This window comes from Citrobacter sp. RHBSTW-00944, from assembly GCF_013615435.1.
GTDB classification, from domain to species: Bacteria; Pseudomonadota; Gammaproteobacteria; order Enterobacterales; family Enterobacteriaceae; genus Citrobacter; species Citrobacter braakii.
The window spans coordinates 165739-180155 of the sequence record NZ_CP055418.1 but is presented as its reverse complement, the minus strand read 5'-3'; the positions used below and the strand labels follow the sequence as shown (position 1 = coordinate 180155).

The window sequence follows — 14417 nt, the reverse complement described above, 5'->3', positions numbered from 1 at the left end:
GTTTACCCCTTGTTTGCAGCCCGGAAGCCATTTTCCAGGTCGGCAATTAAATCTTCGCCATCTTCAATACCGGTGGAGATACGCAACAGCGTTTCCGAAATTCCGGCAGCAGCACGCGCTTCTGGCGCCATTCCCGCGTGTGTCATGGTTGCGGCATGAGAGATCAGACTTTCAACGCCCCCTAACGATTCCGCCAGCGTAAACAATGACAACCCGCCGAGGAAGCGACGCAGCGTTTGCTCATCGCCATCCAGCTCAAAACTCAACATCGCGCCAAACCCTTTTTGCTGACGCGCGGCAATCTCATGGCCCTGATTATCCGGCAATGACGGGTGATACAATTTTTTCACCAGCGGCTGAGTTTGCAGATAATCCACAATCGCCTGAGCATTACGTTGCGCCACCTCCATACGAGGTGACAGAGTACGCAGGCCGCGCAACAGCAGATAACTATCAAACGCGCCGCCGGTCACACCAATATTATTCGCCCACCATGCCAGTTCAGTGACCATTTCAGGATCTTTTGCTATCACCACACCAGCCACTACGTCGGAGTGACCGTTTAAATATTTCGTGCATGAATGCAACACCAGATCGGCGCCTAATGCCAGTGGATTTTGCAGTGCCGGGCTTAAAAAAGTGTTGTCCACCACGCTGACCGCACCAGCCTCGCGCGCCTGCTGGCAGATTTTCGCGATATCCACCACGCGCAACAGCGGGTTGCTTGGGCTTTCTACCAGCACCAGCTTCGGTTTTTCCGCCAGTGCCGCCTGCAACGCCTGCTCATCTCCTTGATCGACAAACAGTACGCGATAACAGCCACGCTTTGCCAGGCTGTCAAACAGACGATAGCTCCCGCCGTAGCAGTCGTGCGGTGCGACCAGCAGATCGCCAGGCTTGAGGAATACCGTAGTCACCAGATGAATCGCCGACATGCCGGTATTGGTCAGTACTGCCCCCGCCCCACCTTCCAGTTCCGCCAGCGCACGCTGAACGACATCACGCGTTGGGTTACCGCGGCGCGAATAGTCATGGGCGCGAGGCTCATTAAAACCGGTAAAGTTATAGGTGCTGGAGAGGTGGATCGGCGGGACAACGCAACCGTACTGTTCGTCGTCATTTAACCCGCTACGCACTGCGATGGTGGCCTGTTTACGCGTCATATTGAGGAGATCCTGGCTGAGTCGGTGAAAAGTCAGACACCAGAGTAATCATAGTTACGATAGCCGTCAATACATCTGGACATCTAAACTTCTTTGCGTATAGATTGAGCAAACCGGAAATAGCCGTTAAAATTATATGCATTAGCGTACATCTGCGTCGGCTTACTTCGTGTCAGGGCCACGCCACTACGATAAACTACGCGCAATTATGGTCCGGGCTCAGGTTCTGGCCTCAATATTAATGACAAAGAGGATTAGGTATCTCATGGCTGAATGGAGCGGCGAATATATCAGCCCATACGCTGAGCACGGTAAGAAGAGTGAGCAAGTCAAAAAAATTACGGTTTCCATTCCTCTGAAGGTGTTAAAAATCCTTACCGATGAACGCACGCGTCGTCAGGTTAACAACCTGCGTCACGCCACCAACAGCGAACTGCTGTGTGAAGCGTTTCTGCATGCTTTTACCGGGCAACCATTACCCAACGATGACGACCTGCGTAAAGAGCGCAGCGATGAAATCCCGGAAGAAGCAAAGGTAATCATGCGTGAACTGGGTATCAACCCGGAAACGTGGGAATACTGATTTTTCAAGACAGATGAGAAAAGGCGGGATTACTCCCGCCGCTTCTCACTACGTTACTTACTGATACCATTAAGCTTATTCAATGTTTCTTCCATTTTGAGCGTCTCTTTACGGTTCAATGGATAGAAATAAATCAGAATGACCGCGGCCAAAAACAGGCATAAAGCCGGTAACAGATTCGCCATCGTATAGATGTTTTCCTGCACAATGCTGGTTTGCACAGCGCCACCCGTTGACGAAGATTGATAACCAATGATGGCCAGCATAAAGCCGCCAATAGCCCCTGCGCACGCCTGGCCAACCTTGCGGGCGAAGAAGTTCACGCCATAGACGGTCCCATCTTCACGATCGCCGGTGACATACTGGTGATAATCACACACATCGGTCATAAACGCCCAAATCATCAGGTTGAATAACCCAGCTCCCAGCGTCGCCAGGAACAGGAAAACCAAATAAACCTTCGCGTCGGTAATGTGGGTGAAGTACATAATCACATACATGGCTACCGCAAAGAGCAGCGCGCCTACGCTGGCTTCTTTCTTACCGAAGCGCTTCGTGAGCCAGGATGCCGAGGGTGCCAGCAAAACCAGAGAGCCAAAGGTGAAGAGCAATGCAACGGACATGGCCTCTTTGTTATGGAAATAGTCATTAAACAGGTAAGTCATGTTGGTACCAGACAACCCCTGATTAATCACAATCAGCAGATCCACAACCACTAAAACAATCAGCGCTTTATTGCGTAGCAACCCCTTCAGCAGCACAGAAACCGGCATGCTCTCTTTTCTTTCAACCCGCACGCGTTCCGTCGTTAACTGACAGGTCAACGTTAAAAAGATAAACCCCAGCACAGAACAACCAATGGCAATCCAGAAGAAATGCTGCCCAGAGATCACCTGGCTTCCGTCCACCAGAGTGGTGTACATCAGGATCGGAATAAAAAAGCCGGTTGTCCCGCCGCCGATGGCGGACCCAACGCTGCGCCAGGTTGACAGCGATACGCGATCTTCCGGGTTCGAGCTAATCGCCGCAGACATGGCGCCATACGGAATACTCACTGTCGATAACAGCGAACCGTAAATAAAATAGGAACAGCAGATGTAGATAATTTTCGCCGTATAAGAAAAATCATGCACAAACGGCAGGAACAGAACGACCGCAATGATGCAAAACGGGTACTTCATGCGGCGCACCCAGGGGTTAAATCGCCCATGTACCGTCAGTTTAGAGGTATCACATAAGCGCCCTACACCAACGTCGACAAACGCATCAAAGAGTTTGGTCACAAAATAGAGTGAACCAACAATAACACCGGAAATACCGAGTACGTTGGTGTAATAAATCATTAAAAAACTATTTACCAGTCCAAGAATAAAACAGGTTCCGAGGTCACCACATAAATAACCGAATTTATCTCTTAATCCGAAAGGCCTGACGGCAATATTTTGATTGCTTCCGATCATTGTTCCATCATTAGACATGATGTTAACTCCTTAGACACATTATTCACGCAAACTATGCGTATACCGATGCTCAGCGTAATAAATCGATACGAAGTGTATTAACGGTCAGAAGTTATAACCGAGACCAACGCGATAGCGGGTCTGACGATCGTCTGTGGTTGTGGTGTTATACCCCGAGGAAACGTTACCTACCTCAACAAATGGAACCCATGAGCCTATTTTATACGCCACACGGAAGTTATATTCGTAATCGTCTTTTCGGTTGTTATATAAATCTTCGCTATCGGCAATTTTATAAATACCGTTCAGCTCAAACATCCAGTCATTGATGTTGTAACCGAGCCATGCTTCCGGACGATAGACCATGCGGTCATCCTTGCCGTCAGTGTTTCTACGCATGTACTCCTGACGATAGCGGAACGCAGTCCACCAATGGTCATTGATGTTATACTGCACGCGAATATAAGGCTTATAAATCGCGATGTTATCGCCCGTTTCGATCGCAATACCCGGCTGCCAGACAAGGTCATTCCAGGTGAACTGGTAGCTCGCCGTATACTCGTTGCCATTACTTTCCATATTATTCCACGCATCATTAGATTGCGTATTTTCGGAACGTGAAATGGCCTCGACTGCCACACCAAAACCCGTAGCAAAACGATGCGACATATAAACACGGTCATAATTACGACCATCATCATAATATTCATGTCGATAATCAACATAACCCGCTTGCGCGGCCGCAGAGAATAATGGAATCAGTAATAACGCGGATTTAAATTTCATGACCATCCCTCTTCACACTAAATCTAGGAAATTGCCCATCTCGCTCCGTCCATAAATGAAGAAACGATGAAGGAATAAGAATAATTTTATATTTCCACGAAAGTGTATTTTAGAAAGAAGGAGGAAACCTTTGGTATTTTGCCAAAGATTGGCATAAGTGGCAAAAACAAGAAGATAAAAAGGACGCAGATCACCAGTTGAAACATTTTATCGTAAAAATAAAAACGCTGTTTTATTTATTAAATAAAAGACATCATTCAATACATCAATACGAATTTCAGTCTGCAGGCGCAGATACAAAAAAAGCGCCATAAGGCGCTTTTTTCTGACAGCTGAAACTTACTTGCTGCCTGGGATGCTGAAACGCTTGTTGAAGCGATCAACACGGCCACCGGTAGCAACATCACGCTGCTTGCCAGTATAGAACGGGTGGCACTGACCGCACACGTCCAGGTTCAGATCGTGACCGACGGTAGAGCGGATTTTCATGACGTTACCGCAAGAGCAGTTTGCAGTAATTTCTTCGTATTTCGGGTGAATATCTTTTTTCATGGGAAAACCTCGGTTTAAGGCCGCGTCGCTCTTCCAGCCCTAACGCCAGACACCACGCGATGTTAATTATTCCCCGTCACCTTTCACGCTGCATCAACAGCCTGAAACTCTCGGGTAATGGTCATTGTTTGACGCAATCAATTTGCATCAAAGGCGGCGAATCATACAGAAATTAACCTGCTCATGCAAACTGATCCGCATTCTACCCTTCACTAATGTGTATACTAACCCGCCAGATTTCAAGTCAGGATGATTCAATGCCCGTTGCGCACGTTGCCTTACCCGTTCCGCTACCTCGCACCTTTGACTACCTGCTGCCGGAAGGCATGAGCGCCAAAGCTGGGTGTCGTGTACGCGTGCCCTTTGGCAAGCAACAGGAGCGCGTGGGCATCGTTCTATCCGTTAGCGAGCACAGCGAACTGCCGCTGAGCGAATTGAAAGCCGTTCTCGAAGTGCTGGACAGCGAGCCGGTTTATTCGACCTCCGTCTGGCGTCTACTGCTGTGGGCGGCTGACTATTATCACCATCCTATCGGCGACGTACTGTTTCACGCCCTGCCGATTCTGCTGCGCCAGGGACGCCCGGCGACAAACGCGCCCATATGGTACTGGTTTGCCACTGAAGAAGGTCAGGTTATTGATCTCAACAGCCTCAAGCGCTCTCCCAAGCAACAGCAGGCGCTGGCTGCGCTACGCCAGGGAAAAATCTGGCGCGACCAGGTGGCTGAGCTCGAATTTAATGACGCCGCATTACAGGCGCTGCGGAAAAAAGGGCTGTGCGATCTGGCGAGCGAAACGCCAGGTTTTAGCGACTGGCGTACCCACTACGCGGTTTCCGGTGAGCGTCTTCGACTGAACACCGAGCAAGCCACCGCCGTCGGGGCGATTCACAGCGCCGCGGACAGTTTTAGCGCCTGGCTATTAGCGGGCGTGACGGGCTCAGGCAAAACAGAGGTCTATCTAAGCGTACTGGAAAATGTCCTGGCTCAGGGCAAGCAGGCGCTGGTGATGGTGCCGGAGATTGGCCTGACGCCGCAAACTATTGCCCGTTTTCGCGAACGCTTCAATGCGCCGGTCGAAGTCCTGCACTCCGGTTTGAACGACAGCGAACGTCTTTCGGCCTGGCTGAAAGCAAAAAATGGCGAAGCGGCGATTGTTATCGGCACGCGCTCGTCGCTGTTTACACCGTTTAAAAATCTCGGCGTGATTGTCATCGACGAAGAGCACGACAGCTCTTATAAACAGCAGGAAGGCTGGCGCTATCATGCACGCGATCTCGCGGTTTATCGCGCCCACAGCGAGCAGATCCCGATTATTCTCGGCTCAGCCACTCCGGCTCTGGAAACGCTGTGCAACGTGCGACAGAAAAAATATCGCATGCTGCGCCTGACGCGTCGTGCCGGAAATGCGCGCCCCGCCACTCAGCACGTGCTGGATCTCAAAGGTCAGCAGGTGCAGGCCGGACTTGCCCCTGCGCTTATCACCCGTATGCGTCAGCACCTGCAGGCGGATAACCAGGTGATTCTGTTTTTGAACCGCCGGGGCTTTGCTCCTGCGCTGCTGTGCCATGACTGCGGCTGGATTGCCGAATGTCCGCGCTGCGATCACTACTACACGCTGCATCAGGCACAGCACCATTTACGCTGCCACCACTGCGACAGCCAGCGCCCAATACCACGTCAGTGCCCTTCCTGCGGCTCAACGCATATGGTTCCGGTTGGACTCGGCACCGAACAGCTTGAGCAGGCTCTGGCCCCTTTTTTCCCCGGTGTGCCAATCTCACGCATCGATCGCGACACCACCAGCCGTAAAGGGTCGCTGGAGCAGCATCTGGCGGAAGTACATCGCGGCGGCGCACGAATTCTGATCGGCACGCAAATGCTGGCCAAGGGCCACCACTTCCCGGACGTCACCCTGGTGGCGCTTCTGGACGTTGACGGCGCGCTGTTCTCTGTAGATTTCCGGTCGGCAGAACGCTTCGCCCAGCTTTACACGCAGGTCTCCGGGCGAGCAGGACGCGCCGGGAAACAGGGCGAAGTGGTGCTACAAACGCACCATCCTGAACATCCGCTGCTGCAAACTTTGCTGTACAAAGGTTATGACGCGTTTGCCGAGCAGGCGCTGGCCGAGCGACAAACGCTCCAGCTTCCACCGTGGACCAGCCATGTGATTGTGCGGGCAGAAGATCATAACAACCAGCATGCGCCTATGTTCTTACAACAGTTGCGAAATCTGATCCAGGCCAGTCCGCTTGCCGATGACAAACTGTGGGTGCTCGGCCCGGTTCCCGCCCTGGCCCCCAAGCGCGGCGGTCGCTATCGCTGGCAAATTTTGTTGCAACATCCGTCGCGAATTCGCCTGCAGCATATCGTCAGCGGCACACTGGCGCTGATCAATACGTTACCCGATGCACGTAAGGTTAAATGGGTGCTGGATGTCGATCCCATCGAGGGATAATCCCTCACGATGCGAGGCGGATCGTAAAATTAAAGATCCATCACACTTTTTATGAAAATTCTGTAACCGCTTCCATTAACTATCTGATAAAAATGTTTCAGATGAAGGCTATTCAAGGACGAGTCTGTGCCAGCAGCTCTCTGGCGAGGAGAAAGAGTGAAACCGAATAAGCAGGTTGCCGCCGCTACGATGAAAGATGTTGCTCTGAAGGCGAAAGTCTCAACGGCAACCGTATCCCGCGCGTTAATGAACCCGGACAAAGTCTCGCAGTCAACCCGTAACAAGGTTGAACAGGCTGCGCTGGAAGTGGGATATTTACCCCAATCAATGGGACGCAACGTTAAGCGTAATGAATCACGTACCATTCTGGTGATTGTCCCGGATATCTGCGATCCGTTTTTTAGCGAAGTGATTCGCGGCATAGAAGTGACCGCCGCTGAGCAGGGATATCTGGTGCTTATCGGCGACTGCGCCCACCAGAATCAGCAGGAAAAGACCTTCCTCAACCTCATTATCACCAAACAGATCGATGGCATGGTGCTGCTCAGCTCGCGCCTGCCGTTTGATGCCAGCGTGGAAGAGCAGCGCAACTTGCCGCCGATGGTCATGTCCAACGAGTTCGCGCCAGAGCTGGAACTCCCCACCGTGCACATTGATAATCTCACCGCCGCCTTCAACGCGATGAACTATCTGCTGGAACTGGGGCATAAACGCATTGGCTGTATCGCCGGACCAGAGGATATGCCGCTGTGCCATTACCGTCTGCAAGGTTACGTTCAGGCATTGCGCCGCAGCGGAATTACGGTCGATCCGCATTTCATCGCGCGCGGTGACTTTACCTATGAAGCGGGAGCCAATGCGCTTAAGCAGCTCCTTGAGCTTCCACAGCCACCTACTGCGGTCTTTTGCCACAGCGATGTCATGGCGCTGGGGGCACTCTCTTACGCCAAACGTCAGGGTCTGAAGGTACCTGACGATTTATCCATCATTGGCTTTGATAATATTTCGCTCACGGAATTTTGTGATCCACCCCTGACAACCGTCGCACAGCCGCGTTTCGATATCGGACGTGAAGCTATGCTGTTACTGCTCGATCAACTACAAGGTCAGAACGTCAGCAGTGGCTCACGTTTACTGGACTGCGAGCTTATTATTCGGGGCACTACCCGGGCACTGACGTAAAGTAAAGTGCTTTCGGACTCCCCTGTCTGGTCAAAGGCCCGCCGCTTAAGTAACATGGCGGGCTGACGAACGAATAAATACAGCGAAACGATAGTGGCACAACGAGATTATGTACGTCGCGGCCAACCGGTACCTTCGCGGCGCAAGAAGAGCACATCACGGAAAAAACAACGCAATACGCCTGCGGTATCGCCCGCTATGGTTGCTATTGCTGCAGCCGTACTCGTGACCTTTATCGGTGGTCTGTACTTCATTACGCATCACAAGAAAGAAGAGTCCGAAACGCTGCAAAACCAGAAAGTCACCGGTAATGGCATCCCGCCAAAACCGGAAGAGCGCTGGCGATACATCAAAGAGCTGGAAAGCCGTCAGCCTGGCGTACGTGCGCCTACCGAACCGTCTGCAGGCGGCGAGGTACTGAACGCCGATCAGCTTACCAATGAGCAGCGCCAGTTGTTGGCGCAAATGCAGGCCGATATGCGCCAACAGCCAACGCAGCTCAACGAAGTACCGTGGAACGAACAAACTGCTGAACAACGCCAGCAAACGCTGCAGCGTCAGCGTCAGGTGCAACAGCAGCAGTGGAATAACACCCAACAGCAGGCTCAACAGCCGCGCCAACGGGTAACGGAACAGCCGAACCAGCAGCAGCAAACGCGTACTGCGCAAGCCGCACCGGTACAGCAGCCGAAGGCGCAGCCAAAACCGGCGGCCCAACAGCCGTATCAGGATCTACTGCAAACACCTGCGCATACCACCGCCGCTCAGCCGAAAACGCAGCCGGCCGCGCCGATAACGAATGAAACGCAGCCGCCAAAACAGACGGCGGAGAAAAAAGATGAACGCCGCTGGATGGTACAGTGCGGCTCATTTAAAGGCGCTGAGCAGGCAGAAACCGTGCGCGCGCAGTTGGCTTTTGAAGGCTTCAACTCACGTATTACCACCAATAACGGTTGGAATCGCGTGGTCATTGGTCCGGTCAAAGGCAAAGAGAATGCCGACAACACCATCAGCCGCCTGAAAGTTGCTGGTCACACAAACTGCATTCGACTCGCCACTGGGGGTTGAAACCCCCAAAATCCCCCCCATCTATACTTGCATTACGCCCCGCATACTGCGCGGGGCCTGTGTTTTGCATTTGTAACCAAGGGGTCTGCTCGTGACAACAATAGTAAGCGTACGCCGTAACGGCCATGTGGTAATCGCCGGTGATGGTCAGGCCACACTGGGTAACACCGTAATGAAAGGCAACGTGAAGAAAGTCCGCCGTCTGTACAACGACAAAGTCATCGCGGGCTTTGCGGGCGGTACTGCGGATGCATTCACGCTGTTTGAACTGTTTGAACGCAAGCTGGAAATGCACCAGGGTCACCTGGTGAAAGCTGCCGTTGAACTGGCAAAAGACTGGCGTACCGACCGTATGCTGCGCAAACTCGAAGCGCTGCTGGCCGTTGCGGATGAAACCGCATCACTCATCATCACCGGTAACGGCGACGTCATCCAGCCAGAAAACGATCTGATTGCCATCGGCTCCGGCGGTCCCTACGCCCAGGCTGCTGCACGCGCTCTGCTGGAAAACACTGAGCTTGGCGCACGCGAGATTGCTGAGAAAGCGTTGGATATTGCAGGGGATATCTGCATTTATACCAACCACTTCCATACCATCGAAGAATTGAACTCCAAAGCGTAAGGATCCCCCATGTCTGAAATGACCCCACGCGAAATTGTCAGCGAACTGAACAAACACATCATCGGCCAGGATAACGCTAAGCGTTCCGTGGCGATTGCCCTGCGTAACCGCTGGCGCCGCATGCAGCTCAACGAAGAGCTGCGCCATGAAGTTACGCCGAAAAACATTCTGATGATTGGCCCAACCGGCGTCGGTAAAACCGAAATCGCCCGTCGTCTGGCAAAACTGGCCAACGCGCCGTTCATCAAAGTTGAAGCAACGAAATTCACCGAAGTCGGCTATGTTGGTAAAGAAGTTGACTCTATCATCCGCGATCTGACCGATGCTGCCATCAAAATGGTCCGCGTTCAGGCCATCGAGAAAAACCGCTTCCGTGCCGAAGAGATGGCGGAAGAGCGCATTCTCGACGTGCTGATCCCACCGGCTAAAAATAACTGGGGACAGTCAGAGCAGCCGCAGGAACCTTCTGCAGCGCGTCAGGCGTTCCGTAAAAAACTGCGTGAAGGCCAGTTGGATGATAAAGAGATCGAAATCGATCTCGCGGCCGCACCGATGGGCGTTGAAATCATGGCGCCTCCGGGAATGGAAGAGATGACCAGCCAGCTACAGTCCATGTTCCAGAACCTGGGCGGTCAGAAGCAAAAACCGCGTAAGCTGAAAATCAAAGACGCGATGAAGCTGCTGATTGAAGAAGAAGCGGCCAAACTGGTGAATCCGGAAGAGCTGAAACAGGAAGCTATCGACGCCGTTGAGCAACACGGAATCGTGTTTATCGACGAAATCGACAAAATCTGTAAGCGCGGCGAATCCTCCGGCCCGGACGTGTCCCGTGAAGGCGTACAGCGCGACCTGCTGCCGCTGGTTGAAGGCTGCACGGTCTCCACTAAACACGGTATGGTGAAAACAGACCACATTCTGTTTATCGCCTCTGGCGCATTCCAGGTAGCGAAACCGTCTGACCTGATCCCGGAACTGCAGGGTCGTCTGCCGATTCGTGTCGAGCTGCAGGCGCTGACCACCAGCGATTTTGAGCGTATCCTTACCGAACCGAATGCCTCCATCACCGTCCAGTACAAAGCGCTGATGGCGACCGAAGGTGTGGACATCAACTTCACCGAATCGGGCATTAAACGCATTGCCGAAGCGGCCTGGCAGGTCAATGAAACCACCGAAAACATCGGTGCACGTCGTCTGCATACCGTTCTCGAGCGTCTGATGGAAGATATTTCCTATGATGCGAGCGATTTAAACGGCCAAAGCATCACAATTGATGCCGAATATGTGAGCAAACATCTGGATGCGCTGGTCGCAGATGAAGATCTGAGCCGTTTTATCCTATAATCGCGTTCAATGCATTTTCATCACTGTTGATGGGGCTGATAAAGCCCCATTTTTATTGGCGCTAAATATGACTGAACAACAAAAAATTAGCCGCTCACAAGCCTGGCTGGAAAGTTTACGACCTAAGACCTTACCGCTCGCCTTCGCGGCGATCATCGTCGGTACGGCATTAGCATGGTGGCAAGGATACTTCGATCCGCTGGTTGCTCTGTTGGCATTGATTACAGCAGGACTGCTGCAAATTCTGTCCAACCTCGCTAACGACTATGGCGATGCCGTCAAAGGCAGCGACAAGCCCGATCGCATTGGACCGCTGCGTGGTATGCAAAAAGGGGTTATCACCCAACAGCAGATGAAGCGTGCGCTGATCGTCACCGTGGTGTTGATCTGTTTGTCGGGCCTGGCCCTGGTTGCTGTGGCCTGTCACACGCTGGCGGATTTTGTCGGTTTCCTGGTGCTTGGGGGCCTGTCGATTATTGCGGCGATCACCTACACCGTGGGTAATCGCCCATACGGATATATCGGTCTGGGCGATATTTCCGTGCTGGTATTCTTTGGCTGGCTTAGCGTGATGGGAAGCTGGTATCTGCAGGCGCATACGCTGATTCCGGCGCTGATTCTGCCTGCCACCGCCTGTGGTCTGCTGGCAACTGCCGTGCTCAACGTCAACAACCTGCGCGATATCAACAGCGACAGAGAGAACGGCAAGAACACGCTGGTAGTACGTTTAGGTGCCGTCAATGCCCGCCGCTACCATGCCTGCCTGCTGATGGGGACGCTGGTCTGCCTGGCGCTGTTTAACCTGTTTTCGCTACAAAGTCTGTGGGGATGGCTGTTTATCCTTGCCGCTCCGCTGCTTTTCAAACAGGCGCGTTACGTGATGCGCGAAATGGATCCTGCGGCAATGCGTCCGATGCTGGAACGCACCGTAAAAGCGGCGCTATTAACTAACTTGCTGTTTGTCGTTGGAATTTTCTTAAGTCAGTGGTCTCTTTAACTGACAAATATCAATTAACAATTGATGATTTTGCCAACAGTACACATAGCGCGATATACTAAAAATTCTCGCAGCAACTGAACGTTAAGCCTATGAAATACGATACATCCGAGCTTTGTGACATCTATCAGGAAGATGTCAACGTCGTGGAACCGCTGTTCTCTAACTTTGGAGGACGGTCGTCGTTTGGCGGACAAATCATCACGGTAAAATGTTTCGAGGACAACGGGTTGCTGTACGATCTGCTCGAACAAAATGGCCGTGGTCGCATTCTGCTGGTCGATGGCGGCGGTTCTGTCCGTCGTGCGCTGGTCGATGCCGAACTGGCACGACTGGCCGTACAGAATGAATGGGAAGGTCTGGTCATCTACGGCTCAGTCCGCCAGGTAGACGATCTGGAAGAACTGGATATCGGCATTCAGGCGATTGCCGCAATTCCGGTAGGTGCTTCAGGAGAAGGTATCGGGGAAAGCGATGTGCGCGTCAACTTTGGCGGCGTGACATTCTTCTCCGGCGACCACCTGTACGCCGACAACACCGGGATAATCCTCTCCGAAGACCCGCTCGATATCGAGTAAGTGAAAAAGGCCATCAGCAAGTTTGATGGCCTTTTATTTTCTTCATTCATCCGATTTGTAGTGAATGACCTTAACATCATAATTCCCAGCTCTTGCTTCAACAACGACACTCATCATCTGGTAATGACTCCAACTTATTGATAGTGTTTTATGTTCAGATAATGCCCGATGACTTTGTCATGCAGCTCCACCGATTTTGAGAACGACAGCGACTTCCGTCCCAGCCGTGCCAGGTGCTGCCTCAGATTCAGGTTATGCCGCTCAATTCGCTGCGTATATCGCTTGCTGATTACGTGCAGCTTTCCCTTCAGGCGGGATTCATACAGCGGCCAGCCATCCGTCATCCATATCACCACGTCAAAGGGTGACAGCAGGCTCATAAGACGCCCCAGCGTCGCCATAGTGCGTTCACCGAATACGTGCGCAACAACCGTCTTCCGGAGCCTGTCATACGCGTAAAACAGCCAGCGCTGGCGCGATTTAGCCCCGACGTATCCCCACTGTTCGTCCATTTCCGCGCAGACGATGACGTCACTGCCCGGCTGTATGCGCGAGGTTACCGACTGCGGCCTGAGTTTTTTAAATGGCGGAAAATCGTGTTGAGGCCAACGCCCATAATGCGGGCGGTTGCCCGGCATCCAACGCCATTCATGGCCATATCAATGATTTTCTGGTGCGTACCGGGTTGAGAAGCGGTGTAAGTGAACTGCAGTTGCCATGTTTTACGGCAGTGAGAGCAGAGATAGCGCTGATGTCCGGCAGTGCTTTTGCCGTTACGCACCACCCCGTCAGTAGCTGAACAGGAGGGACAGCTGATAGAAACAGAAGCCACTGGAGCACCTCAAAAACACCATCATACACTAAATCAGTAAGTTGGCAGCATCACCCATCATCTCACGACTTGCAGGATAAGATTCAACATATGCGTTTAATTTTTCTTCTGCTCTGTGAATATCATTCTTAGGTATCCCCGTAAAAACTATTTCACTGCGTTGAAGATGGCTACCCTCATCTGTATGGCTTACAAAAAACCAGTCGCTGGATACCCTTGGAACCTGTTTAATCAATTTCGGCGTTAATAGCTGATAAATTAATAAATCATGCTGCGTATAGCATTTTTTTGTAAAGACACTCACCATGAAATAACAATAAAGCAGCGCAAAGAAAAGCATAAATGCAATAATAACACCTAATCGTCGAAACGTCATATACGGAGTTCCCGAACATAATTTGGATTCGCAACAGGTTTTATTACATCCATAAATAAGTGTAAGGCCAAAAATCCTGTAAGGATTCGAAACGATGTGACGTACTCAAGAATATAGACAAAGCAATACCTTGCAGAATTCGCTCCTGCAATCCTCGTCGCACCATGAATCTACGATATATACCAGCATTGATATTTAGACCGTGAATGCTTTTAGACATACTTTGATGGTAATTTACTTCATAAAATTCACTATCACCACCACGAGGTCTTGTCATTTCAAACCATAATTTTTCAGCGCCTGCCGGATTAGCGTGGCCTAAATCAATCCACCCTAGATTATCTGTATAGATAAGACCATATCTAATATCTCTGGTGATAAATCGATCCAAATTATCAATAATATCGTTTCTTTTTGTCAT

The 14417-nt window shown here is 51.6% G+C and carries 15 protein-coding genes; 8 read left to right on the top strand and 7 right to left on the bottom strand.

What is annotated here, in order from left to right; genetic code table 11:
• Positions 1 to 2: 2 nt before the first annotated feature.
• Positions 3 to 1163, bottom strand: coding sequence for a cystathionine gamma-synthase (gene metB / locus HV334_RS00915; RefSeq protein ID WP_019077907.1), 1161 nt, complete (start codon positions 1161 to 1163; stop codon positions 3 to 5).
• A gap of 265 nt (positions 1164 to 1428) precedes the next feature.
• Here metB and metJ point away from each other — a divergent pair, with 265 nt between their 5' ends.
• Complete coding sequence (gene metJ, locus HV334_RS00910) at positions 1429 to 1746, top strand: met regulon transcriptional regulator MetJ (protein WP_003825168.1); 318 nt, start codon at positions 1429 to 1431, stop codon at positions 1744 to 1746.
• A gap of 53 nt (positions 1747 to 1799) precedes the next feature.
• Here metJ and HV334_RS00905 read toward each other — a convergent pair whose 3' ends face one another.
• From HV334_RS00905 to rpmE, 3 genes are all read right to left on the bottom strand, one after another.
• Positions 1800 to 3224, bottom strand: coding sequence for a glycoside-pentoside-hexuronide (GPH):cation symporter (locus HV334_RS00905; protein ID WP_047497587.1), 1425 nt, complete (start codon positions 3222 to 3224; stop codon positions 1800 to 1802).
• 87 nt (positions 3225 to 3311) lie between these two features.
• Positions 3312 to 3992 (bottom strand): oligogalacturonate-specific porin KdgM family protein, encoded by a 681-nt coding sequence (locus HV334_RS00900; RefSeq protein ID WP_181221064.1) that lies wholly within the window; start codon positions 3990 to 3992, stop codon positions 3312 to 3314.
• Positions 3993 to 4331: 339 nt separating this feature from the next.
• Positions 4332 to 4544 (bottom strand): 50S ribosomal protein L31, encoded by a 213-nt coding sequence (gene rpmE, locus HV334_RS00895; RefSeq protein WP_008787040.1) that lies wholly within the window; start codon positions 4542 to 4544, stop codon positions 4332 to 4334.
• Positions 4545 to 4801: 257 nt separating this feature from the next.
• Here rpmE and priA point away from each other — a divergent pair, with 257 nt between their 5' ends.
• The 7 genes from priA to rraA all read left to right on the top strand — a co-directional run bounded on the left by priA (position 4802) and on the right by rraA (position 12788).
• Positions 4802 to 7000 (top strand): primosomal protein N', encoded by a 2199-nt coding sequence (gene priA / locus HV334_RS00890; protein ID WP_181221063.1) that lies wholly within the window; start codon positions 4802 to 4804, stop codon positions 6998 to 7000.
• A gap of 156 nt (positions 7001 to 7156) precedes the next feature.
• On the top strand, positions 7157 to 8182 hold the full coding sequence (cytR, locus tag HV334_RS00885) for a DNA-binding transcriptional regulator CytR (RefSeq protein ID WP_016157916.1): 1026 nt from the start codon (positions 7157 to 7159) through the stop codon (positions 8180 to 8182).
• 93 nt (positions 8183 to 8275) lie between these two features.
• Positions 8276 to 9250 carry a cell division protein FtsN gene (ftsN, locus tag HV334_RS00880; RefSeq protein ID WP_181221062.1) on the top strand — a complete coding sequence of 325 codons (975 nt, stop codon included), beginning with the start codon at positions 8276 to 8278 and terminating at the stop codon, positions 9248 to 9250.
• 91 nt (positions 9251 to 9341) lie between these two features.
• Positions 9342 to 9872 (top strand): ATP-dependent protease subunit HslV, encoded by a 531-nt coding sequence (gene hslV / locus HV334_RS00875; protein ID WP_003028805.1) that lies wholly within the window; start codon positions 9342 to 9344, stop codon positions 9870 to 9872.
• A 9-nt stretch (positions 9873 to 9881) separates the two neighbouring features.
• Positions 9882 to 11213 carry an HslU--HslV peptidase ATPase subunit gene (gene hslU / locus HV334_RS00870; RefSeq protein WP_003028803.1) on the top strand — a complete coding sequence of 444 codons (1332 nt, stop codon included), beginning with the start codon at positions 9882 to 9884 and terminating at the stop codon, positions 11211 to 11213.
• A 67-nt stretch (positions 11214 to 11280) separates the two neighbouring features.
• Positions 11281 to 12210, top strand: coding sequence for a 1,4-dihydroxy-2-naphthoate polyprenyltransferase (menA, locus tag HV334_RS00865; protein ID WP_016157915.1), 930 nt, complete (start codon positions 11281 to 11283; stop codon positions 12208 to 12210).
• A gap of 92 nt (positions 12211 to 12302) precedes the next feature.
• Entirely contained in the window at positions 12303 to 12788 is a 486-nt protein-coding gene (gene rraA / locus HV334_RS00860) for a ribonuclease E activity regulator RraA (protein ID WP_008787034.1), read from the top strand.
• 134 nt (positions 12789 to 12922) lie between these two features.
• Here the strand turns inward: rraA and HV334_RS00855 are convergent.
• The 3 genes from HV334_RS00855 to HV334_RS00845 form a co-directional block, all read right to left on the bottom strand.
• A protein-coding gene (locus HV334_RS00855) for an IS1-like element IS1B family transposase (RefSeq protein WP_095033700.1) occupies positions 12923 to 13620 on the bottom strand; the annotation gives its coding sequence in 2 pieces (ribosomal slippage) (positions 12923 to 13371 and positions 13371 to 13620; 699 coding nt in all).
• A gap of 28 nt (positions 13621 to 13648) precedes the next feature.
• Entirely contained in the window at positions 13649 to 13996 is a 348-nt protein-coding gene (locus HV334_RS00850; protein WP_181221061.1) for a hypothetical protein, read from the bottom strand.
• 43 nt (positions 13997 to 14039) lie between these two features.
• Complete coding sequence (locus HV334_RS00845; protein WP_249415046.1) at positions 14040 to 14417, bottom strand: hypothetical protein; 378 nt, start codon at positions 14415 to 14417, stop codon at positions 14040 to 14042.